The following is a 22510-nucleotide window of genomic DNA, read 5'->3' as shown; positions in this document are numbered from 1 at the left end:
CACGGAACGGAAACTCGACATGCTGAAACGACGCGTCTGTCCGGCACTCCTGACCGCCCTGCTCGCCCCTCTGGCCGCCCTCGGCGCCGCCGTGCCCGCCGCGGCCTCCCCGGGCGTCCTGCCCGCCGCCTCGTGCACCGCGGCTCCGGACCCCGCCAAGCCGGACCAGCTGATCCTGACCGTGTCGGGGTTCAGCGGCGACCTGAAGGTCACGGAGACCGGCGGCAAGTACAAGATGATCATCCACAAGGGGACCGCGAAGATCCCCGTTCCCCAGGGGAACTACATCGTGGAGTGGGCCAACGCCCCCACACCCGACCGGAGCGAGCGGACCGCCTGCACCCCGGTCGAGGAGGCGAAGACCCAGGCCCAGGACCAGTACGCGCTCGGCTACCGGCAGGGGCTCGCTGACGCCCTCAAGTCCTGCAAGCAGGTGAACCCGCAGGACGACAGCAAGGACGCGGCCTACCGCAAGGGCTATCAGGACGGGGTCGCGCTCGCCCTGACGAGCCAGCGCTGCAAGACGCCCTAGCGGGCTCCCGGCTCAGCACTCCCGCTCGTACTCGACCTGTTCGAGCGGGCGGCCGTCGCCGAAGTCCGTGTCCCGCACCGCCCCGGTCCCGGCGAACCCGCACTTGGCGTAGAAGCGGCGCGACCGCGGGGTGTCCCGCAGGGTCCACAGGTGGGTGCGGGCGAAGCCGTCCGCTGCCAGCCGGGCCAGCGTCGCGTCCATCAGCGCGGCGGCGACGCCGGTGCCCCAGCCGTCGGGGTGGGCGTAGAAGCTGAGGATCTCCGCGAGGCCCTGCCGGGTCGTGGAAGGGCCGGACCAGGACATGGCCATGGGGCGGCCGCCCACCTCGGCCAGCAGCAGCGTCCGCCGGTCCTCGGCGAGCCGCGCGTGCCAGCGGGTGCGCCGGCTGCGGACGCCCTCGGCGGCGAACTCGGGCGCGAAGAAGGGCGCGTACGCGGCCTCCCAGGCGGCGGCGTGGATCTCGCCGAGGGAATCGCCGTCGCCCGGGCCGGCGGCCCGGACCACGATCATCCGGAGACCGCCGGGGCGGCGCCGAGCGGGTGGCGCACCCAGATGTTGGGCTCCAGGTAGACCGCGCGGTCGTGCTCCGGGTCGCAGTGGACGGTGCTGAGCGCGCCGGGTACGCGCACCGGACCCGGGGTGTCGAAGGGCAGGCCGGTCCACTGGCGCCACTGGTCGAGGGTGCCGCTGATGGTCATCGACACCGGGGCCACCGAGTCGATGACCGCACCCGCGCGCACGTGGACCCGCAGCCACGGGTCGTACGGCAGCCCGTCCTCGCGGGTGCGGTACGCGTACTCCGCCATCGGGGTCTCGGGCTCGGCGTGCTTCCCGCTGGGCCGGAGCGGGGCCACGACCTCGGTGAACCCGCCCGCACGGGCCCCCTCGCGCATGGCGGTGAGCATCCGGCCGGAGAGGCCCTCGCCCTGCCTGCCGCGGGCGATCGAGATCTCCAGCGCGCTGACCGTGTCCGGCCGGACGCCCCGCCGCTGGTCGGAGAAGGCCCACATCAGCACCCGGTCCCAGCCCTGCCCCGGCAGCACCCCGCCGCGCTCGGGGGTGTGCAGTGCGAAGGGCACGCTGAAGGCCCGGGCCACCACCTCGTCGCCGTCGGTGGCGATGAAGACGTACTCGGGGAACTCGGCCACCAGGCGCGGGTAGAGCAGCCAGGCGATCGGGTCGTTCTGGGCGAACTCCGGCCAGGAGTCCTCCATGTCCCAGAGCCGGGGGGCCAGTTCGGGACGGACGGCCAGGGAGGTGATCACTATCTCGGTCATACCCGCAGGTTAGGGCGGGTTCACCCGCCGCTCAACGGGGTTTGCGCGCCCCCGCCCGGCCCGCCGGCACCCCCGCCCGCCCCGCCGGGCAGCCCGCCCCGCAGCCGCTGCACGGCCTCCACCAGCTCCCCCGGCCCCGACACCCCGGCGAAGCTCATCCGGACGTGCGCGGCGGGCGGTTCGGCGCAGAAGTACGGGCGGCCCGGAGTGACGGCGACCCCGGCGCGCAGGGCGGCCGCCACGAAGCCGGCCTCGTCGCCGTACCCGCCGGGGCGCACCCAGAGCTGGAAGCCGCCCGAGGGCAGGTGGGTCAGTTCCGCGGCGGGCAGCTCCCGCCGCAGGGCGCCGGCGAGGACCTCGCGCCGGTGGCGCAGCTCGGCGGCGACGGCCCGCAGGTGGCGGGGCCAGGCGGGGGCGCCGACGAGTTCGAGCGCCGCCTCCTGGAGGGGCCGGGGCACGAAGAAGCTGTCGACGACCTGGATGGCCCGCAGCCGGTCCAGCACGGGCCCCCGGGCGGCGAGCGCGCCGACCCGCAGGCTGGGCGAGGTGGCCTTGGTCAGGGACCGGACGTGGACGACGACCCCGTCGGAGTCCTGCGCGGCGAGCGTCGCGGGCAGCGGGCCGGCGTCCTCGTGGGCGAGGTTGCGCGCGTAGTCGTCCTCGACCACGAAGGCCCCGGCGGCCCGCGCGATGCGCAGCACCTCGGTCCGCCGCGCGGCGGACAGCACGGCGCCGGTCGGGTTCTGGAACAGCGGCTGGCATACGAAGACCCGTGCCCCGGTGGCTTCGAAGGCGGCGGCCAGCAGCTCCGGCCGGACCCCTTCGGAGTCCATCGGCACCGGCACCGGCCGGCAGCCGGAGGCGCGGGCGATGGCCAGCAGCCCGGGGTAGGTGGGCGATTCGACCAGGATCGGCGCGCCGGGCGGGGCGAGGGCCCGGACCGCGGTGTTCAGCGCGCTCTGTCCGCCGGCGGTGATCAGCACGTCGGCGGCTCCGACCGAGCCGACGGCGCCGCCGATCTCGCGGGCGAACCAGTCGCGCAGCTCGGGCAGCCCCTCCATGGGCGGCCGCCCCCAGGCCCCGGGGCGGCGTCCGGCGCGGGCCAGCGCCGCCGCCATGGCCCGCTCGGGCTGGAGGGAGGGGTGCAGGTAGCCGCCGTTGAGCTCGATGACCCCGGCGGGCGGTACGGCGAGGGAGGTCGCGACCCCGCTGGCGTCCACGGAGCGCGGGACGACGTCTCCGGCGCCCTCGGCGCTGAGCGCGACCTCCTGCCAGGAGGTGTCCCCGGGCGCGGGGCCGCTCGTACGCGGATGGGCCCGGAAGGCGCCGGCGCCGGGGCGGGTGACGACGAGGCCCTCGGCGGCGAGCTGCGCCAGGGCCCTGGAGACGGTGACGGGACTGACCCGGTAGCGCTCGACCATGGCCCGGCTGGACGGGAGCTTTCCACCCGCCGGGTAGCGGTCGAGCTCGGACCGCAGGGATTCTGCCAGCTCCGCCACACTGCTACGCTCATACATGACAGCACAGAATAGCGCTACTCGCCCGACCTCGATAGCGGTGCAGGTGGGAGGCGGCCGGACCGCCGCACGCAGCGGTACCGCCCTCGCCCTGCTCGGAGTGGTCACCTTCTCGCTGACCTTCCCCGCCACCGCCTGGGGCCTGGAGAGCTTCGGCCCCTGGTCCCTCGTCGCGCTGCGCAGCGTCCTGGCCGCCGCCGTCGCGGGCGGTTTCCTGCTGGCCAGGCGGGTGCCGCTGCCGGCCCGGGAGCACTGGGCCGGTCTCGCCGTGGTGGCGGCCGGGGTGGTGGTGGGCTTCCCGCTGCTGACCACGCTGGCCCTGCGCACCTCCACCACCTCGCACGCCGCCGTCGTGGTGGGGCTGCTGCCGCTGACCACCGCCGCCTTCGCGGCGCTGCGCACGGGCAACCGCCCGTCGGGCCGCTTCTGGGCGGCGGCCGTCGCCGGGGCCCTGGTGATCCTGGTCTTCACCCTGGCCCAGAGCGGCGGCGCCCCCTCCGCCGGGGACGCCTACCTGTTCGGGGCCCTGCTGGTGTGCGCGGCCGGCTACACCGAGGGCGGCCGGCTGGCCCGTTCGCTGCCCGGCTGGCAGGTGATCGGCTGGGCGCTGGTGCTGTGCCTGCCGCTGAGCCTGACCGGCACGGCGTTCGCGCTGGCGTCCGAGCCGGTGCACCTGAACTGGCACGGGGTGACCGGCCTGGTATGGGTGGCGGCCGGGTCGACCTTCCTCGGACTGTACGTCTGGTACCGGGGCATGGCCGAGATCGGCACCGCGCGCGCCAGCCAGCTCCAGCTCGCCCAGCCGCTGCTGACCCTGGTGTGGTCGGTGGCGCTGCTCGGGGAGCACCTGTCCCCGGCCACACCGCTGGCCGCCTGCGCGGTCCTGGTCTGCATCACCGTGACTCAACGGGTCAAATAGCCAAGGATCGGCCTAAACTACTGGCACCGGATCGGACCGGCTCCGAGGGAGGTCAGCAGATGCGCGCGACCGAGGGCGACCAGCTGGTGCAGCACGGCAGGATCGTGGGCCAGCACGACAGGGTGGGCGAGATCGTCGAGGTCCTGGGCGAGAACGGCGCCCCCCCGTACCGGGTCCACTTCCCGGACGGGCACGACGCCGTCATGTCCCCCGGCCCCGACTGCGTCGTCCGCCACCCGGACAAGCCCGAGGGCAAGTCCGCCACCTGGCGCTGAGTCAGCGCGGCGGCACGGCCGTCGGGTAGTGGTCGGCGACGACCCTGGCCAGCGCTCCATTGGGGTCCGCGACCGCGTACTTCCCGGAGAAGTACGCGTGGCCGCGGACCTCGGCGTACCGGCTCGCGAGGGTCAGGTGCCGGGACAGCTCGGCGGGATCGCGCCAGGCGGTGGTGTCGCTGCGGGCGTCGCAGCGGTACAGCGCCTCGCCCACGTACAGGTCCACCCCGGTGCCGGCGACCGTCTTCGCCCACCAGCGCACGACCTCGGCGTAGTCGGCGGCCGCGTTCCCGATGTGCCAGTACGCCTGCGGGGCGATGTAGTCGATCCAGCCCTGCAGGACCCACTTGCGGGTGTCCGCGTAGAGGTCGTCGTACGCCTGGAGCGCGCGGGTGGCCGAGCCGAGCCGGTCGGTGCCCTGGTTGCGCCACACCCCGAAGGGGCTGATGCCGAACCGGGTCGCCGGGCGGACTGCGGGCAGCCGCTGTGACATCTCGCGCACGAGGGTGTCGGTGTTGTTGCGGCGCCAGGCGGCCCGGGAGGTGAAGGACCCGCCGTGCTCCGCGAAGGCGTCGTCGTCGTCGAAGTACTCCCCCGCGACGGGGTACGGGTAGAAGTAGTCGTCCCAGTGCACCGCGTCGACCGGGTAACGGGAGACGGCGTCGAGCATCGCCTCCTGGACGAAGGCCCGCACCTCGGGCAGGCCCGGGTTGTAGTACAGCCTCCCCCCGTAGGCGACCGTCCAGCCGGGGTTGCGGCGAGCCGGGTGCGAGGCGGCGAGCCGGGAGCGGTCGGTGTGGTTGGCCACCCGGTACGGGTTGAACCAGGCGTGCAGCTCCAGCCCGCGCGCGTGCGCCTCGGTGACGGCCGTGCCCAGCGGGTCCCAGCCCGGGTCCTTGCCCTGCGTCCCGGTCAGCCACTGCGACCAGGGCTCGCGCGTCGAGGGCCAGAACGCGTCGGCGGCCGGGCGGACCTGGAGGATGACCGTGTTGAGCCGGCGCGCGACGGCCGTGTCGAGGAGCTTGATCAGCTCGGCGCGCTGCTCCCGGGCGGCCAGCCCGCTCTCGGAGGGCCAGTCGACGTTCTGTACGGTCGCGATCCACATCCCCCGGAACTCCGCGGTCCCCGCCCGGCCGCCGGCGGCGGTCCGCGCCGGGGGCTCCCCCGGTGGCCCGGCCGTCCCCCTTGCCCCCGCTGCCGCCCCGGGCTCAGCCGCTCCCGCCGGCGCGGGGCCCGCGGCCGTCGCGGCCAGCACCCCCGCCGCGCCCGCCAGCAGTCCCCGCCGTCCGATGTGCGCCATGTGACGACTCCGTTCCTCTCCGTGACAATGCTCTGCGTGGGCACAGCATGCCCCGCCCCGGCCCGCCGACGGGGGCAACGCGGGAGTAACGTCGGGGGGCGTGGCGGGCGCCGGGATGCAGTTACCACTGCCGAACACGGGGGACCCGCGATGGATGAGCAGCGAAAGGCACGATGTGACGGACCTCTCTACCCTCCCGAACGACATCACCAAGGTCGGCGTGGTGGGCTGTGGCCAGATGGGCGCGGGCATCGCGGAGGTGTGCGCCCGCAGCGGTCTTGAGGTGAAGGTCGCCGAGACCACCGGGGAGGCCCTGGAGATCGGGCGCACCCGGCTGCACAACTCGCTGACCAAGGCCGCCGAACGCGGCAAGATCAGCGAGGAGGAGCGGGACGCCACCCTGGCCCGCCTCAGCTTCACCACCGACCTCGGCGAGTTCGCCGACCGCGACCTCGTCATCGAGGCCGTCGTCGAGAACGAGCAGGTCAAGACGGAGATCTTCCAGGTCCTGGACCAGGTGATCACCCGCCCGGACGCGATCCTCGCCTCCAACACCTCCTCGATCCCGCTGGTCAAGCTGGCCGTCGCGACCTCGCGGCCCGACCAGGTCATCGGCATTCACTTCTTCAACCCCGCGCCGGTGCAGAAGCTGGTCGAGCTGATCCCCGCCCTGACCACGAGCGAGGAGACCGTCAAGCGGTCCGAGGCCCTGGTGCGGGACGTGCTGAACAAGCACGCCGTCCGCGCCCAGGACCGGTCCGGCTTCGTCGTCAACGCGCTGCTGGTGCCGTACCTGCTGTCCGCGATCCGGATGTTCGAGTCGGGCATCGCGAGCCGCGAGGACATCGACAACGGCATGGAGCTGGGCTGCGCCCACCCGATGGGCCCGCTCAAGCTGTCCGACCTGATCGGCCTGGACACCATCGTCTCGATCGCCGATTCGATGTACGCCGAGTACAAGGAGCCGCTGTACGCCGCTCCCCCGCTGCTCCAGCGCATGGTGGACGCGGGCCGCCTGGGCCGCAAGACGGGCTCGGGCTTCTACCCGTACGGCTGAACGGCCCGGAGGCGGCCGCCTAGGGGCGGTTCAGCCTCAGGTGGTGCAGCAGGAGGAGCCCGGCCGCCATGTTGGCGGCCGGGACCTCCCCGCGGGCGATCATGTCCGGGACCAGCTTGAGCGGGACCCACTCCCGGCGCGAGGACTCGAAGGCGTCCTCCGGTTCGCCGACGTACGCGGCCCCGTCCGCCCAGTAGAGGTGGTGCCGGGCGTCGGTCAGCCCGTTGGAGGGCTCCACGGTCATCAGGTGGTGCAGCGGGCCGGGCCGCCAGCCCGACTCCTCCTCCATCTCCCGCGCGGCCGCCGCCTCCGCCGACTCCCCGTCCTCGACCACCCCGGCGGGCAGCTCCCAGCCCCAGCTGTCGGTGATGAACCGGTGCCGCCACAGCAGCAGCACCTCGTCGGCCTCGTTGACGGCCGTGGCGACGGCCACCGGCCGCAGCCGGATGACGAAGTGGTCCAGGTGCCGGCCGTCGGGGAGTTCCACGTCCGCGAGGTTCACATCGAACCAGCGGTTCTTGTACACGGTCTGCTCACTCAGGTTCGTCCACTGCACGGTAATGCCACCTTCCGCATCCGTTGGTGGCAACATGGCAGCAGCAGACGCCCTCACAGGGGAACGCGCAGCGCCCCGTCGATGAGGTACGCGGTCTCCTCCGCGCCGGCGCACCCGCTGCTCAGCAGCTGCTCCCGGACGGCCCGCAGCCGGTCCCGCAGCCGCAGCGACTCCATCCCCTTGGCCCGCTCGGCCATTTCGGCCGCCGAGGCCACCGCCCGGTCGGCCTCCCCCTGCCGCAGCTGGATCTCGCACAGCATCGCGAGCCGGTGCACCCGCCCCCGGTCGTGCGCCGGGGTCCCCACAGCCTCGGCCGCCTGCTCGTGCGCCCCCGCCAGGTCCCCCAGGCTCAACAGGGCCTCCGCCACCTGTACGTTGACCAGGCCGGGCTGTACGTACCCGGTCTCGGCCGGCTCGGTACCGGGCCTGATCCGCTCGGCGGCCGCCTCCGCCCGCCGGATGCACGCCAACGCGGCCCGGGTGTCACCGAGTTGCGCGTACGCCTTGGCCTGCATCGCGTACAGGTCGGCCCCCAGCGCCGGGGTGGTGTCCGGGCCGGCGGCGCGCAGCGCGGCCTCGGCGAAGGCCACCGCCTGCCGGTACTCCTTCAGGTGCAGCGACTGGTTGACGAGCAGGGCGATCACGTACGCCCCGAGCCCCCGGTCCCCGCTGGCCTTGGCCAGCCGCAGCGCCTGGTGGAAGTAGCGCTGGGCCAGGCCGTGCGCGTCGGAGTCGTACGCGCAGATCCCCGCGACCGCCACCAGGGACCCGGTGGCCCGGTGCAGCGGGCGGCCGACCTCGTCGGAGTAGGTGCCGCGCAGCATCGGGGCGGTCTCGCTGCCGAGGAAGCGCACGATCCGAGCGCGGGTGGCCATCCCGCCGGCCCGGCGGTACATCAGCTCGTAGTGCACCCGGGCGGCCCGCAGCACCTCGATGTGCTCGGGCCCGATCCGCTGCCGCCCCACCCGGGACACGTCGGCGTCCTCGGGCGGGTTCTCCCACTCCCACACCGGGATCACGGCCGGGGTGCCGGTGAGGGCCTGCGCCGTGAGCTGCGCGGGCCGGCCCAGCTCGTCGGAGCGCCACAGGGCGGTGGCGCGGTCGACGAAGCCGCTGAGCCGGGTGCCGTGCGGGCTCTGCCGGCCGGGGATCCCGAGCCCGATGTCGTCGAGCCCGACGGGGCGTCGCAGCCGCCCGCCCAGCACCTCGCAGATCAGGTCGGGCACCTGGCCGCGGGGGCGTTGCCCCTTCAGCCAGCGGGAGACCGCGGTGTGTTCGTAGCGCAGGGCCAGTCCGCGGGACCGGCCCGCCTGGTTGACATGCGCGGCAAGTCCGGCGTGGGACATGCCCGCCTCGGCGAGGAGGGCGTCGAGCAGTGCATTGGGCTGCATGGGCCCCTCCAAGGGCTCGTCCGCCTCAGGCTAGTGGCTGAGCGGTGCGCGCGGGGGCGTTCCGGGTTTCCTTCACACGGGGTGTGAACCGAGTGCGCGCATAAATGCGTTGCGCACCCTGCCGCTCGGGGGCCCCGGGGCGGTTCACTTAAGAGCCTCGCCAAGGAGGCCGCCCGGTCGTCGGCTCCCCCTCGTACAGTGCGACGACCCGGCACCGCGCCGCCCGCCCCTGCTGTCTGCCCGACACTCCATGGCGGGCGCGGGCGGCGCACCACGGCTCCGCCGCGGTCCGGTTGGTCGCCGGACCCCGCCGGGGCCGGGCCGGTTCCGTACCGGGTCCGTCCACCGGCCCGGTGCGGAGCGGCTCCGCCGGTGACACGGGTCCGCCCGGGCCGTACCACTCCCCCCGGCCGGGCGGACCCGCACCGGTCGGCCGCGGCGCGGTACCGCGGGGGCGGCGTCGGCGGTGGGGCCGCCCCCGCGCTGCCGCGCCACGGCACGCACGCCCGCAGCCAGCCGCGCGGGTGTGCCCGTGCGCGGCCGCACCGCTGCGCGGGGCAGGTCCCCTACCCGCCCTTCGCCCGTTCCCCGGGGGCTCCGCCCCCGGACCCCCGCGCCTCAAACGCCGGCGGGGCTGATTTCAGCCCCGCCGGCGTTTGAGGCGACGGGCGCGGAGCGCCCGTACGGGTCCGGGCAGCGCCCGGGGAACGGTGGAAGGGCGGGTAGGGGACGGCCCGCAGGGCGCCCGGGTCCCACCCGAACGGGTGAGGGGCGCGTCCGGATCACCGGACGCGCCCCTCAGTACGGCTCAAGCGGCAAGCGCTACGCGCCCCGCAGCACCGCCCCGGTCCGCTCGCCGGCCAGCGCCACCGCGGCGTCGCGCGCCGCCGTGGACTCCTCGGCCGTCAGCGTCCGGTCGGCCGCGCGGAAGCGCAGCGCGTACGCGAGGGACTTCTTGCCCTCGCCGACCTGCTCACCGGTGAACACGTCGAACAGCCGCAGCGACTCCAGCAGTTCGCCGGCGCCCTTGCGCAGCGCGTCCTCCACCGCCGTGGCGGGGACGGAGGCGTCGACGATCAGCGCGACGTCCTGGGTCGCCACCGGGAAGGTGGAGATCCGGGGCGCCTGCACGGCCTCGCCGCCGGCCGCCGCGAGGCGGTCCAGGTCGAGCTCCATGGCGCTGGTGCGGGCCGGCAGGCCCATGGCCTTGACCACGCGCGGGTGCAGCTCGCCGGCGTGGCCGATGACCTGCTCGACGCCGTCGAGGGTGACGACCAGCTCGGCGCAGCGGCCCGGGTGCCAGGGGCCGTACTGGCCCTGGCGGACGACCAGCTCGGCGCCGGCCTCGACGGCCAGCGCACGGGCGGCCTGGACGGCGTCCGCCCAGTCGGCCGGACGGCCCTTGCCCCACCAGCCGGCCTGCTCGCGCGCACCGGCCAGCACGACCGCGGCGTACCGCGGCTGCGCGGGCAGGGCCGCGTCGAGGGTGGCGACCTCCTCGTCCGTGGGACGCCGGTCGACGGGCAGGCGTACGGCGACGCCCGCCTCGGCGGCGGCACGGAAGACCGAGCCGGTCTCGAAGAGCGCGAGGTCGTGGCTGCCCCGGCTGTCGTTGCGGCGCAGCGCGCCCAGCAGGCCCGGCAGCAGCGTGGTGCGCAGCGCCGGCTCCTCGTCGGACAGCGGGTTGACCAGCTTGACGACCTGGCGGCTCGCGTCGTGCGCGGGCAGCTGGAGCTGGTCGAAGACGGCCTCGCCGATGAACGGGTAGCTGAGCGCCTCGACGTAGCCGGCGCCGGCCAGCGCGCGGCCGACCCGGCGGTGCAGCTGCTGGCGCGCGGTCAGGCCGCGGCCGGAGGGCACCTGCGGGAGGGTGGACGGGAGGTTCCCGTAGCCCTCCAGCCGGATGACCTCCTCGGCGAGGTCGTTGGGCTCGGCGAGGTCGGGCCGCCACGAGGGGACGGTGACGACGAGCTCGTCCTGGCCGTAGACGTCGCAGCCGATCTCCTGGAGGCGGCGCACGACGGTCTCGCGGCCGTACTCCATGCCCGCGACCCGGTCCGGGTGGTCGGCGCCCATCGCGATGGTGCGCGGGGCGCCCGGGGCGGTGAGCTCGGTGACGCCGGCCTCGGCGGTGCCGCCGGCGAGCAGCACCAGGAGGTCGACGGTCCGCTGCGCGGCCGCGGCGGCGGCCTGCGGGTCGACGCCCCGCTCGAAGCGCTTGGAGGCCTCCGAGGAGAGCTTCAGGCGGCGGGCGGTGCGCGAGATCGACACGGAGTCGAAGTGCGCGGCCTCGATCACGACGTCCGTGGTGCCGGTGACGACGCCCGTCTCCGGGTCCGTGACGGAGTCGGCGATCTCGGTGTTGGCGCCGCCCATGACGCCGGCGAGCCCGATCGGGCCGCTGCTGTCGGTGATCATCAGGTCCTCGGCGTCGAGCGTGCGCTTGACGCCGTCGAGGGTGGTGAACTTCTCGCCCTGCTCGGCACGGCGGACGCCGATGGCGCCGTCGAGGCGCGAGCGGTCGTAGGCGTGCAGCGGCTGGCCGAGCTCCAGCATCACGTAGTTGGTGATGTCGACGGCCAGCGAGATCGGGCGCATGCCCGCCTTCTGGAGGCGGCGCGTGAGCCAGATCGGGGACCGCGCCTCGGGGTCGAGGCCGGTCACCGTGCGGGCGGTGAAGCGGTCGCAGCCGACCGGGTCGGAGATCTGCACGGCGTAGCCGTACGAGTTCGGCGCGGGCACGTCGAGCAGCGCCGGGTCGCGCAGCGGCAGGCCGTACGCGGTGGCGGCCTCGCGGGCCACACCGCGCATGGACATGCAGTAGCCGCGGTCCGGGGTGATGTCGATGTCGAGGACCTCGTCGACGAGCTGGAGCAGCTCGATCGCGTCGGTGCCCGGCTCGTACTCCGGCGGCAGCACGATGATGCCGTGCGTGCCGTCGTCGCCCATGCCGAGCTCCTCGCCGGAGCAGATCATGCCGTGCGAGGTCTTGCCGTACGTCTTGCGCGAGGCGATCGCGAAGTCGCCGGGCAGGACGGCGCCGGGCAGGACCACGACGACCTTGTCGCCGACGGAGAAGTTCCGGGCGCCGCAGACGATCTCCTGCGGTTCGCCGGTGCCGTTGGCGGTGCCGACGTCGACCGTGCAGAAGCGGATCGGCTTGCGGAAGCCGTCGAGCTCCTCGATGGTCAGCACCTGGCCGACGACGAGGGGGCCCTTGAGGCCGGCGCCGAGCGTCTCGACGGTCTCGACCTCGAGGCCGGCGTCGACCAGCTTGGCGGCCACGTCACGGCCGGTCTCGCCCGCGGGGAGGTCTACGTACTCCCGCAGCCAGGAAAGCGGGACGCGCATCAGATCTCACTCCCGAACGGCCGGGTGAAGCGCACGTCACCCTCGACCATGTCTCGCATGTCTTCAACGTTGTGACGGAACATCAGCATCCGCTCGATGCCGAAGCCGAAGGCGAACCCGCTGTACTTCTCCGGGTCCACACCGCAGGCGGTGAGCACCTTCGGGTTGACCATGCCGCAGCCGCCGAGCTCGATCCAGCCCTCGCTGGAGCAGGTACGGCACGGGCGGTCGGGGTTGCCCACCGACTCGCCGCGGCAGACGTAGCACTGCATGTCCATCTCGGCGGACGGCTCGGTGAACGGGAAGAAGTGCGGGCGCAGCCGGGTGGTGGTCTGCTCCCCGAAGAGCTCCTTGACCATGTGGTCGATGGTGCCCTTGAGGTCGGCCATCGTCAGGCCCTCGTCCACGGCGAGCAGCTCGACCTGGTGGAAGACCGGGGTGTGCGTCGCGTCGAGCTCGTCGGTGCGGTACACGCGGCCCGGGCAGACGATGTAGACGGGGGGCTTGCGCTCCAGCAGCGAGCGCGCCTGCACCGGGGAGGTGTGGGTGCGCAGCACGACGCCGGACTCGTCGCCCGCGGTGCCTTCGGGGCCCTGGACGAAGAAGGTGTCCTGCATCTGGCGCGCCGGGTGGTCGGGCGTGAAGTTGAGGGCGTCGAAGTTGAACCACTCCGCCTCGACCTCGGGGCCTTCCGCGACCTCGTAGCCCATGCCGACGAAGATGTCCGCGATGCGGTCCATCAGCGTGGTCAGGGGGTGGCGGGCGCCGGCGGGCACGCGGTCGTAGGGCAGCGTGACGTCCACCGCCTCCTCGACCAGCACCCGCTCGTCGCGCTCGGCCTCCAGCTGGACCGTGCGGGCCCCGAAGGCCTTGTTCACGGCGCCGCGGGCCTGTCCGACGCGCTTGCCCGCCTCGGCCTTGGCCTGGGGCGGCAGGGCGCCGATCTCGCGGTTGGCGAGCGCGAGGGGCGAGCGGTCGCCCATGTGCGCGGTCTTCGCCTCGCGGAGCTCGTCGAGGTCGCCGGCGGACGCGAAGGCGGCGAGCGCCTCGTCCCGCATGCGCTCGATCTCTTCCGGTTTCAGTGCCTCGACCTCGACAGGGTCGTACGACTTGTTCGGTGCCGACATCTCTTCCCGTACTTCCGATGGCTGGCTGGTGGGTCCCCGCACGACTTGATCGAAACGCCTCGGGCTCGATCGGCACAAGGACACAAAGGTGCCAAAGGACGAGTCTAAGGGCCGCCGGGGGTGGAGGAGCCCGTGGGCCGCCCGGTGAGACTCTCCGCAGGGTTACTGGGTGAGGTAGGCCGGGGCGCTCACGGGCAGGATAAATCGGAACTCGGCGCCGCCGCCGGGGCCGCGGCCGACCGTGATGGTGCCGCCGTGCGCCTCCACGATGCCCTTGACGATGTACAGGCCCAGGCCGGTGCCGCCGCGCTTGCTCCCCCGCCAGAAGCGGGTGAAGACGCGGGCCATCGATTCCTCGGGGATCCCGGGGCCTTCGTCGGTCACGGTGACGGCTGTTCCCTTCTCGTGCGGTGCCACGTCGATGGTGACCGTTCCGTCACCGTGGCGCACCGCATTTTCGAGGAGGTTGCCGAGGATCTGGTCGATCTTGTCGGGGTCGGCCCAGCAGTCGGGCAGCGGGCTGCTGACCCGTACGAGGAACCGCTCGGGCGCCTGGCCGTTGGCGGTGAGGGCCTGGACGTGGCGGCCGACGGCGGCGGCGAGGTCGACCGGCTGGCGGCGGACCTCCAGGCGGCCGGAGTCGATGCGGGAGATGTCGAGGAGTTCGGCGATCAGCCGGGTGACGCGGTTGGCGTCGGCGTCGACGGTCTCCAGCATCAGCCGCTTCTGGTCGTCGGTGAACCGCTCCCACTTGGCGAGGAGGGTGGCGGTGAAGCCCTTCACCGAGGTCAGCGGGGAGCGCAGCTCGTGCGCGACGGTGGCGATCAGCTCGGCGTGGCTGCGCTCGGTGCGGCGCCGGGCCTCGGTGCCGCGCAGGGTGACCACGAGGCGGCTGAGGGGGCCGGTGGGGTGGGTGCGCACGTAGCGGGCGGAGACGAGCACCTCGCGCCCGCCGGGCAGCAGCAGGTTCCGCTCGGGCTGGCCGCGCCGGGTGGCGAGTCCCCCGTACGGGTCGGTCAGCGCCCACCAGCGGCGGCCTTCGAGGTCCTCCAGCGGCAGGGCGCGTTCGATGGGGGCGCCGATGGCCTGGCCCGCCGGGATGGCGGTGATCCGGGAGGCGGCCCGGTTGAAGCAGACGACGTGCCCGGTGTGGTCGGCGACGACGAGCCCGTCGGGCAGTTCGTCGGGGTCGATGACGGGTTCCGGGGCGGCCCGGCCCGGCCGGGCGGGGCCCTCCGCCGGCCGCCCGGCGGCCTCGCGGTCGGCGGCTCGCCCGGCCTGCGGCGGTACGAAGCCCAGCGCGTCCGGGGCCGCCGTGGCCGGGGGCACCGCGGGGCCCGGGGCGCCGGGTGCGTCGGCGGATGCGCGGGGGCGGCCGGCGGCCGGCTGCCCGGCGGCGTACCGGAGCCGCCCCTCGGCCGCGCCGGCGGCCCCCGGCGAGCTGTTCGTACCGACGGTCATGTCCCCGTACCCCACATCTCCGGGTAGCTCAGTGGGCCCCCGGGCGGCCACATTACTAGCTGGGGGTCACGGAGCGGCACCCTCCGGGCGCCCGCTGTGCACGCGCGGACGCGTAGAGGCACACGGCGGCGGCCGTCGCGAGGTTCAGGCTCTCGGCCTTGCCGTGGATCGGGACCCGGACCACGGCGTCCGCGAGGGCCCGGGTCTCCTCGGGCAGGCCCCAGGCCTCGTTGCCGAAGACCCAGGCGGAGGGCCCGCCCATGGTGCCTGCGTCCAGCTCGGCGTCCAGGTCGTCCTCACCGGCCCCGTCGGCGGCGAGGATCCGCACCCCGGCGGCCCGCAGCCCCTCCACGGCCTGCTCGACCGGCACGCCCACGGCCACCGGGAGGTGGAAGAGGGAGCCCACCGAGGCCCGTACGGACTTGGGGTTGTAGAGGTCGACGGAGGCGTCGGTCAGCACCACGGCGTCGGCTCCGGCGGCGTCGGCGCAGCGCAGCACGGTGCCGGCGTTCCCGGGGTCGCGGACGTGGGCGAGGACGGCGACCAGGCGGGGTCCGGCCTTCAGGATCTCCTCGAACGGGGAGTCCAGGAAGTGGCAGACGCCCACCAGGCCCTGCGGGGTCACGGTCTGCGAGACCTCGGCGAGGACCTCGTCGGAGGCGTAGTGCACCCGGGCCCCGGCCAGCAGTGCGGCCTCGACGATGTCGGCGTAGCGCTCGGCGGCCTCGACGGTGGCGAACAGCTCGATCAGGGTCGCGCCCTGGGCCCCGCGGTGCTCGACCGCCTCGCGGACGGCCTGCGGGCCCTCGGCGATGAACCGGCGCTCCTTGGTGCGGAAGTTGCGCCGTGCCAGCCGCCGGGCGGCGGCCACCCTCGGGGATCGGGGGGAGATCAGCTCGTGGTGACCCAGGTCGGCCATTGTCTCTGCGGTCTCTCTCGGGGTGCGGGCCGCGCGGGGCGCGAGCGGTGCGGGCACGGCGGGTGCGGGAGCGGTACGGGGCACCTGCGCCGGGCGGGGAAAACGCTCGGACCCGCAGGCGGGTCGCCTGCGGGTCCGAGGATGCCGACTGCTTGCGCGGCCGGCCAGGCTTTAGGCAGCAGCCTTGGGCGCGTTCACGTCGGCCGGGAGGGCCTTCTGCGCGACCTCGACCAGCGCGGCGAACGCGTTGGCGTCGTTGACGGCCAGCTCGGCGAGGATCTTGCGGTCCACCTCGATGTTGGCGGCCTTCAGACCCTGGATGAGGCGGTTGTACGTCATGCCGTTCTGGCGGGCAGCGGCGTTGATGCGCTGGATCCACAGCTGACGGAAGTCGCCCTTGCGCTTCTTGCGGTCGTTGAAGTTGTAGACCAGCGAGTGGGTGACCTGCTCCTTGGCCTTGCGGTACAGGCGCGAACGCTGACCGCGGTAGCCGGAGGCCGCCTCGAGGATCGCCCGGCGCTTCTTGTGGGCGTTTACTGCCCGCTTGACGCGTGCCACTTTTTACTCCTTGTAGCGGGGCCGTGGATGTCGTCACACGACCCGAAATTCGATGGGGTCCCGGTGCTGACGTCCCGCTCCCTCAAGGGGAGCGGAGGACATCAGATGCCGAGAAGCTTCTTGATCTTCGCGGCGTCGCCGGGGGCCATCTCCGCGTTGCCGGTGAGGCGACGCGTGACGCGCGACGACTTGTGCTCGAGCAGGTGGCGCTTGCCGGCGCGCTCACGGAGCACCTTGCCGGAGCCGGTGACCTTGAAGCGCTTCTTGGTACCGCTGTGCGTCTTGTTCTTCGGCATGGCGCCGTTATCTCCTCGTCGGTGGCGCTCCCGCCGGTCCGGGGACCGGCTTGCGGGAGCGTCATGTTGTTGGGTGATCCAGGACGGGCTGTCCCGGAATCAGGCCTCGGTGTTCGCCTCGGCGGAGCCGTCGGCCTCGACCTCGGCGGCCTCGACCTCGACGGCCTCGTCGGCGTCGGCCTCGGCCGGAGCGGCCTCGGCGGTGCCGCCCAGGCGCTCGGCCTTGCGCGCGGCCTGCGCCTCGCGGGCCTCTGCCATCGCCTCGGTCTTCTTCTTGTGCGGACCGAGAACCATGATCATGTTTCGGCCGTCCTGCTTCGGGTTCGACTCGATGAAGCCGAGCTCCTCGACGTCCGAAGCGAGACGCTGGAGCAGTCGGTAGCCGAGTTCCGGCCGGGACTGCTCGCGACCACGGAACATGATCGTGATCTTGACCTTGTCGCCCTGCTTGAGGAACCGAACGACGTGACCCTTCTTGGTGTCATAGTCGTGCGGGTCGATCTTCGGCCGGAGCTTCATCTCCTTGATGACCGTGTGCGCCTGGTTCTTGCGCGCCTCACGGGCCTTCATGGCCGACTCGTACTTGAACTTGCCGTAGTCCATGAGCTTGCAGACCGGCGGGCGGGCAGAAGCCGCGACCTCGACCAGGTCCAGGTCGTACTCCTGCGCGAGCTCAAGCGCCTTCGCAAGCGGAACAATGCCCACCTGTTCGCCGCTGGGACCGACGAGTCGCACCTCAGGGACTCGAATCCGATCGTTGATGCGGGGCTCGGTGCTGATGGATCCTCCTCGGTAGCACCACACGGCTGCCTGGCAGACAACCGCTGACGTCTTTTGTCGTCAGACCTCACCGGGGCGGAGAATGCAAAAAACCCCGCCGGGCACAGGCAGGGGCTCCAACACAACCGGAGCACCGTCGCGTGCGAACCGCGGGGCGCAACTAGGCAGCTTTCCATCGTCCGTACGGAACGATGGATACCGCCTGACCGGAAGACCCGCCTCCCCGGAGGGTGGTCGGGTGGGAGATCGGAGCCTCCACTTGTGGGCCGGGCACACAGGTGTCCGGCCGGTCGATGTACATAGTACCCCACGCATTGCAAGGCCGCCGCACGACCTATCGTGGAGCGCATGACTGACGCGACGCCCTCCGATTCCACCACTCCCGACTACGACGAGATGACCCGCGACATCGCGGACGTCCCGGCCGTCGAGGTCATCACCACGGTGGCCGTCCACCTGCTGAGCGCCGCGGCGGTCAACCTGGGCCTGGACAAGCCGGACTCCGAACACAAGGACCTCGACGAGGCCCGCAAGCTGATCACCGCCCTGGCCGGCCTGGTCACCGCCAGCGCCACCGAGATCAGCTCCTTCCACGCCGCCCCGCTGCGCGACGGCCTGAAGTCCCTCCAGCTGGCCTTCCGCGAGGCCTCGATCGTCCAGGACGAGCCGGGCCAGGGCCCGGGCGAGAAGTTCACGGGCCCGGTCTACGCGTAGTTCCCGGGCCGGCTTCGCCTCCGGGGCGCTCAAAGCCGGGGGAACAGGTCCCCCGGCGCGCCCCTTCGGCTCAGCCGGCCGTGCGAGCTGCGGGCTCGGCTACCCGGCGGAGCCTCAGGGGCGCGTGAAGAGCGGCTCGCCCGGCGGGACCGGGCCGCCGGCCGGGAGGAGCGCCAGGTCCAGGCCGCGCACGAGCCGGCCGCGCAGGGTCTCGTCGGCGGCCAGGGCCTCCGCCACCCGGCGGGCCGCCGGGGCGGGCTCGGCGTCGGCGGAGAGCACGATGGCCAGGGTGCCGTCCGCGTCGGCGCCGCCCCGGGCCAGGTGGGCGCGGAGCACGGCGGGCTCGGCGGCCACGGCCGTCCGTACCGCCTCGCGCACGGCGGGGTCCGCCAGCGGGTCGGCGTCCGTGCGGCCCTCGGCCAGGGCGAGCAGCGCGGGGCCGGTCAGCTGGTACGGGACGGGGCCTGCCAGGTCGATGACGACGGTGTCGGCCTTCTCGTGCGCGGCGGCGGCGAGCGCCTGGTGCAGCGGGACCGCCACCGGGCGGGCCGCCGGGTCCCACAGGGCCAGCGAGGCGATCGAGGTGAAGGCCGGCAGCGCCCGCCGGTTCCCCGCCGTCAGCGTCGGCACGGCCATGTCGCTGGTCTTCTCGCGCTTGAGGCCGGTCTCCGGGTCCGTCTCGACCTCGCCGAGCATCGCCACGACGGGGACCAGCAGCCGGGCGTCCTTCAGCGCCGCCAGCAGCTGCGGTTCGGCCGTACGGTCGGCCGCCCAGGCCGCCAGGGCGGCGCTCAGCCGGGGGTCGGCGGTGCCGTCGTCGTCGGAGAAACCGGGGTCTGGAATGTTCTTGGTCGCCACAATCAACCGACCCTATCCCGAGGTGTCCCGGCGTGCGGCGCGCGGGCGCCGGGCCAGTACGGCGGCCAGTACCAGCAGGACCGCTCCCCCGGCCGCGGCCGCCGGAACGCCGGGCACCTTCCGGCGGCCGTCGGGGCGGGCCCGCTCGGGTCCGGGCCCGAAGTACCGCCGCCCGGCCTCGACGGCGGTGGGGACGGGCGCCTCGGGGCGCAGCGCGGCGCCCGCCTGGAGCGCGGCGACGGGGTCGACGGTGCCGTGGCCGCGGGCGTCGTCGCGGCCGCCGGCCGGGCGCTCGGTGGCGGTGTCCTCCAGCAGCTTCTTGATCTGTGCCGGGGACAGCCCCGGGTGGGCGGCCTTGACGAGGGCCACGGCGCCGGAGACGAAGGCCGCGGCGGCGCTGGTGCCCCAGCCTTCGTAGTAGGCGCGATCGGGGTCGGCGATGACCACGTCGACGCCGGGGGCGCTGACGGTGGCGTACCAGTGGCGGGTGGAGAAGGCCGCCTTGCGGCCCTGGCGGTCGACGGCCGCGACGGCGATGACGCCGGGGTAGGCGGCGGGGTAGGAGGTGTGGTCGCCGCGTTCGCCGCCGTTCCCGGCGGAGGCGACGACGACCACGCCCTTGCCGAGGGCGTACTGGACGGCCTCGTCCTCGGCGGCCTCGTGGTGCGCGGAGTCGCTGTCGTCGCCGAGCGAGAGGTTGATCACGTCGGCACCGTGGTCGGCGGCCCAGCGGATGCCTTCGGCGAGGGCGCCGGACTTGCTGTCGCGGGCCTTGTTCCGGCCCGGGTCGCCCTCTTCGAGGATCACCCGGACCGGCAGGATCTTGGCGTGGGGCGCGATCCCGAGGACCCCTTGGGAGCGGTCGGGGCCGTGGCCCCGGCCCGCGATGATGCTGGCCATGGCGGTGCCGTGGCGGGCCCAGGCGCGGTCGCCGCGGCCGGCGCCCATGCCGACGAGGTCGGTGCCTTCGAGCACCTGGCCGGTGAGGTCGGGGTGGGTGGCGTCCACGCCGGTGTCGAGGACGGCGACGGTGACCCCGTCGCCCTGGGTGGTGCCCCAGGCCTCCTCGGCGCGCAGGGCGAGCAGGCCCCACTGGCGGTCGCGGATGGTGTCGGCGGCGGCGGGGTGGGCGGCGCTCACGGCGAGGAGGGCGGCCGCGAGACCGGCGGCGGCCGCCGTGCGCAGGGGGGTCGGGTTCATCGGGCGGCCCCCTTCGAGGGTGCCGCGCCGGGCACGGCGTCCGGGGCGGCGAGGGCGGTGAGGGCCTGTCCGAGCCGGTCGGCGGCGGCCTTGGCGTCGTGGCCGAGCCCGGCTTCGGCGACGGTCCCGGTGGCGCCCTGGCGGGCGGCCTCCTCGGCGGGGACGGGCGCGTCGACGGTGCGGCCGTCCGCGAAGGCGGAGACGGCGTAGACGACGGCCGGGGCCTCGGCGGAGACGGTCGCCGTCCAGGCGGCGCGGCGGGCGTCGGCGTACTCGTAGGCGGGCGGGACGGTCAGCCGGCCGCGGAGGGCGGCCATGGCGGTGGCGTCGGCGGGGGTGAAGACCAGGCCGACGGTGACGAGGGAGCTGCGGGTGGCGTCGGTGTAGGTGGCGCGGAGCACGCGGGTGCAGCCGGTCGCGGCGAGCACGGTCCGCCAGGCGGCGGGGAGGGCGGCGGCGCAGTCGGCGTCGGGTGCGAGGGCGATCCGGGTCCAGCGGCGGTCGGCTCCGCCGGGGCCGGACTCGGGGGCGTCCAGGACGGGGGGCAGGAGGCTGTCCACGGGCGCCGACCGCCACAGCGAGGCGGCCTGGCGGTAGGCGGCGTCGGGGGGCAGGGGGCGGTGGGCGGCGCGGTGGTCGCTCCAGGCGGTGGCGGCGGCGCCGGCGAGGAGGGCACTGCCGAGGAGGGCGCACGCGACGGCCGTGACGACCTTGACGGGGTGGCGGCGGGGGCGGCGGGGGTGGGGCGGCGGGAGCGGCTCGGGGGCGTCCAGGAACTCGGTCCGTGGTGTCGTCGTGGTCATGCGGCGGCTCCGCCCCCCGGTTCCGTACGGCTGCCTGCCCGTACTTTACGTGCCCGCCGGCCTGGCCCTTGCCCTGGCCGGGCGTTCGGGAGGCCGGGGGGTGGCGGCCGCTGCCCGGGCCGGGCGGGGCGGTGCCGCTGCGCGGGCGAGGTCCCCTACCCTCCCCCAGACTCCGTCCGGGGGGACCCCCACTTCCACCGTTCCCAGGGGCTCCGCCCCTGACCCCGTTGCGCTCAAACGCCGCGCGGGCTGGATACATCCAGCCTCGCCGGCGTTTGAGGCGCGGGGGTCCGGGGCGCAGCCCCGGGGAACGGTGGAAGGGCGGGTAGGGGAGACGGCCCCGCGCAGCGGCCCACCCGCACCCGCCCTTCCAGGGCAGGGGCCTACCCACCGGTAAAAGCGTCTGGCAAGCTGCGCCCCATGACTTCGGACCGGGCCCGGTACGACCGGGCGACCGCGCATCTGGACGCGCCCCTGGCCATCGTGGACCTGGCCGCCTTCGACGCCAACGCCGACGACCTCGTCCGCCGGGCCGGCGGGAAGCCGGTGCGGGTGGCCAGCAAGTCGGTGCGGTGCCGGGCACTGCTCGAACGGGTGCTGGCCCGGCCCGGGTTCGCCGGGGTCATGTCGTACACCCTCTCCGAGTCGCTGTGGCTCGCGCGGTCCGGATTCGAGGACGTGCTGCTGGCCTACCCGTCCGCCGACCGGGCCGGCTTCGCCGAGCTGGCCGGTGACGCGAAGCTGGCGTCCGCGGTGACGGTGATGGTGGACGATCCCGCGCAGCTGGAGCTGATCGACCGGGCACGGGACGGCGGGGCCGAGGAGATCCGGGTCTGCCTGGAACTGGACACCGCGCTGAGGCTGTTCGGGGGCCGGGTGCGGGTCGGGGCGCGGCGCTCCCCGCTGCGGGAGCCCGCACAGCTGGCGGAGCTGGCGGCGGCGGTGGTGTCGCGTCCCGGGTTCCGGGTGGTGGGCCTGATGGGGTACGAGGGGCACGTCGCCGGGGTCGGGGACGCGGTGGCCGGGCGGCCGGTGCGGTCGCGGATGATCCGGCTGATGCAGGGCACGGCCCGCAAGGAGCTGGCCGTGCGGCGTGCGGAGGCGGTGCGCGCGGTACGGGCGGTGGTGCCGGACCTGGAGTTCGTCAACGGCGGCGGTACGGGCAGCGTGGCGGAGACGGCCGCGGAGGCGGCGGTGACGGAGATCGCCGCCGGGTCGGGGCTGTACGTGCCCCGGCTGTTCGACAACTACACGACGTTCCGGGGGCGTCCGGCCGCGCTGTTCGCGCAGCCGGTGGTGCGGCGGCCCGGGGTGGGGGTGGTGACCGTGCTGGGCGGGGGCTATCCGGCGTCGGGGGCGGCGGGCGCGGACCGGCTGCCGGTGCCGTACCTGCCGGCGGGGCTGCGCTACGACCCGCAGGAGGGTGCGGGCGAGGTGCAGACGCCGCTGCTGGGTGGCCCGGCCGACGACCTGCTGATCGGCGACCGGGTGTGGTTCCGGCACGCGAAGGCCGGGGAGTTGTGCGAGCGGTTCGACACCCTGCACCTGGTGGAGGGTGACCGGGTCGTGGACTCGGTCCCGACCTACCGGGGCGAGGGGCGGACCTTCCTGTAAGGCCG

General features: G+C 74.3%; 22 protein-coding genes. 6 read left to right on the top strand and 16 right to left on the bottom strand.

Annotation, left to right across the window (positions count from 1 at the left end; all coding sequences use genetic code 11):
* Positions 1–19 precede the first annotated feature (19 nt).
* Entirely contained in the window at positions 20–532 is a 513-nt protein-coding gene (locus tag OG553_RS27415; protein WP_405981523.1) for a hypothetical protein, read from the top strand.
* Positions 533–544: 12 nt separating this feature from the next.
* Here OG553_RS27415 and OG553_RS27410 read toward each other — a convergent pair whose 3' ends face one another.
* The 3 genes from OG553_RS27410 to OG553_RS27400 are packed head-to-tail and all read right to left on the bottom strand — an operon-like array spanning position 545 to position 3326.
* A complete protein-coding gene (locus OG553_RS27410; protein ID WP_405981522.1) occupies positions 545–1042 on the bottom strand; it encodes a GNAT family N-acetyltransferase in 498 nt (165 codons plus the stop codon).
* On the bottom strand, positions 1039–1809 hold the full coding sequence (locus OG553_RS27405; RefSeq protein ID WP_405981521.1) for an N-acetyltransferase: 771 nt from the start codon (positions 1807–1809) through the stop codon (positions 1039–1041). The genes OG553_RS27410 and OG553_RS27405 overlap by 4 nt, the downstream gene beginning before the upstream one ends.
* 20 nt (positions 1810–1829) lie before the next feature.
* Positions 1830–3326 (bottom strand): PLP-dependent aminotransferase family protein, encoded by a 1497-nt coding sequence (locus tag OG553_RS27400; RefSeq protein WP_405981520.1) that lies wholly within the window; start codon positions 3324–3326, stop codon positions 1830–1832.
* On the opposite strand from OG553_RS27400, the gene OG553_RS27395 reads away from it, so the two are divergent.
* Positions 3325–4245 (top strand): DMT family transporter, encoded by a 921-nt coding sequence (locus tag OG553_RS27395; protein ID WP_405981519.1) that lies wholly within the window; start codon positions 3325–3327, stop codon positions 4243–4245. The genes OG553_RS27400 and OG553_RS27395 overlap by 2 nt on opposite strands.
* A 59-nt stretch (positions 4246–4304) precedes the next feature.
* On the top strand, positions 4305–4520 hold the full coding sequence (locus tag OG553_RS27390; protein WP_285346032.1) for a DUF1918 domain-containing protein: 216 nt from the start codon (positions 4305–4307) through the stop codon (positions 4518–4520).
* 1 nt (position 4521) lies between these two features.
* On the opposite strand, the gene OG553_RS27385 is transcribed toward OG553_RS27390, so the two are convergent.
* The gene (locus tag OG553_RS27385; protein ID WP_405981518.1) at positions 4522–5820 is read right to left on the bottom strand and encodes a glycoside hydrolase family 10 protein; all 1299 of its coding nucleotides are present in this window, start codon (positions 5818–5820) and stop codon (positions 4522–4524) included.
* A 154-nt stretch (positions 5821–5974) separates the two neighbouring features.
* Here OG553_RS27385 and OG553_RS27380 point away from each other — a divergent pair, with 154 nt between their 5' ends.
* Entirely contained in the window at positions 5975–6877 is a 903-nt protein-coding gene (locus tag OG553_RS27380; RefSeq protein ID WP_405981517.1) for a 3-hydroxybutyryl-CoA dehydrogenase, read from the top strand.
* Between the two features lie 19 nt (positions 6878–6896).
* Here the strand turns inward: OG553_RS27380 and OG553_RS27375 are convergent, their stop codons facing one another.
* The 9 genes from OG553_RS27375 to infC form a co-directional block, all read right to left on the bottom strand.
* Positions 6897–7433 carry an NUDIX domain-containing protein gene (locus OG553_RS27375; RefSeq protein WP_405981516.1) on the bottom strand — a complete coding sequence of 179 codons (537 nt, stop codon included), beginning with the start codon at positions 7431–7433 and terminating at the stop codon, positions 6897–6899.
* Between the two features lie 53 nt (positions 7434–7486).
* Positions 7487–8824, bottom strand: coding sequence for a transcriptional regulator (locus OG553_RS27370; protein WP_405981515.1), 1338 nt, complete (start codon positions 8822–8824; stop codon positions 7487–7489).
* An 822-nt stretch (positions 8825–9646) separates the two neighbouring features.
* Positions 9647–12175, bottom strand: coding sequence for a phenylalanine--tRNA ligase subunit beta (gene pheT, locus OG553_RS27365; protein WP_405981514.1), 2529 nt, complete (start codon positions 12173–12175; stop codon positions 9647–9649).
* The gene (pheS, locus tag OG553_RS27360) at positions 12175–13302 is read right to left on the bottom strand and encodes a phenylalanine--tRNA ligase subunit alpha (protein WP_007263140.1); all 1128 of its coding nucleotides are present in this window, start codon (positions 13300–13302) and stop codon (positions 12175–12177) included. The genes pheT and pheS overlap by 1 nt, the downstream gene beginning before the upstream one ends.
* A 162-nt stretch (positions 13303–13464) precedes the next feature.
* Complete coding sequence (locus OG553_RS27355) at positions 13465–14763, bottom strand: ATP-binding protein (RefSeq protein WP_405981513.1); 1299 nt, start codon at positions 14761–14763, stop codon at positions 13465–13467.
* Positions 14764–14818: 55 nt separating this feature from the next.
* Positions 14819–15673 (bottom strand): TrmH family RNA methyltransferase, encoded by an 855-nt coding sequence (locus OG553_RS27350; RefSeq protein ID WP_405983154.1) that lies wholly within the window; start codon positions 15671–15673, stop codon positions 14819–14821.
* Positions 15674–15853: 180 nt separating this feature from the next.
* Positions 15854–16240, bottom strand: coding sequence for a 50S ribosomal protein L20 (rplT, locus tag OG553_RS27345; protein ID WP_007263143.1), 387 nt, complete (start codon positions 16238–16240; stop codon positions 15854–15856).
* A 101-nt stretch (positions 16241–16341) separates the two neighbouring features.
* Positions 16342–16536 (bottom strand): 50S ribosomal protein L35, encoded by a 195-nt coding sequence (gene rpmI, locus OG553_RS27340; protein ID WP_030012385.1) that lies wholly within the window; start codon positions 16534–16536, stop codon positions 16342–16344.
* A gap of 99 nt (positions 16537–16635) precedes the next feature.
* Positions 16636–17340 (bottom strand): translation initiation factor IF-3, encoded by a 705-nt coding sequence (infC, locus tag OG553_RS27335; protein WP_405981512.1) that lies wholly within the window; start codon positions 17338–17340, stop codon positions 16636–16638.
* A gap of 324 nt (positions 17341–17664) precedes the next feature.
* On the opposite strand from infC, the gene OG553_RS27330 reads away from it, so the two are divergent.
* Entirely contained in the window at positions 17665–18030 is a 366-nt protein-coding gene (locus OG553_RS27330; protein WP_042800665.1) for a DUF1844 domain-containing protein, read from the top strand.
* Between the two features lie 114 nt (positions 18031–18144).
* On the opposite strand, the gene OG553_RS27325 is transcribed toward OG553_RS27330, so the two are convergent.
* Genes OG553_RS27325 through OG553_RS27315 form a run of 3 tightly spaced genes read right to left on the bottom strand, consistent with a single transcriptional unit; the run spans position 18145 to position 20891 of the window.
* Positions 18145–18888 carry an SseB family protein gene (locus tag OG553_RS27325; RefSeq protein ID WP_405981511.1) on the bottom strand — a complete coding sequence of 248 codons (744 nt, stop codon included), beginning with the start codon at positions 18886–18888 and terminating at the stop codon, positions 18145–18147.
* 12 nt (positions 18889–18900) lie between these two features.
* The gene (mycP, locus tag OG553_RS27320; RefSeq protein WP_405981510.1) at positions 18901–20088 is read right to left on the bottom strand and encodes a type VII secretion-associated serine protease mycosin; all 1188 of its coding nucleotides are present in this window, start codon (positions 20086–20088) and stop codon (positions 18901–18903) included.
* Positions 20085–20891 (bottom strand): hypothetical protein, encoded by an 807-nt coding sequence (locus tag OG553_RS27315; RefSeq protein WP_405981509.1) that lies wholly within the window; start codon positions 20889–20891, stop codon positions 20085–20087. Before OG553_RS27315 ends, mycP begins: the two co-directional genes overlap by 4 nt.
* A 420-nt stretch (positions 20892–21311) precedes the next feature.
* Here OG553_RS27315 and OG553_RS27310 point away from each other — a divergent pair, with 420 nt between their 5' ends.
* On the top strand, positions 21312–22505 hold the full coding sequence (locus tag OG553_RS27310; protein ID WP_405981508.1) for an amino acid deaminase/aldolase: 1194 nt from the start codon (positions 21312–21314) through the stop codon (positions 22503–22505).
* The last annotated feature ends 5 nt before the right edge of the window (positions 22506–22510 follow it).

Origin of the sequence: Streptomyces sp. NBC_00158 (genome assembly GCF_045160885.1) — a bacterium.
Taxonomy (GTDB): Bacteria; Actinomycetota; Actinomycetes; order Streptomycetales; family Streptomycetaceae; genus Streptomyces.
This window is presented reverse-complemented; position numbering and strand designations above follow the sequence as displayed.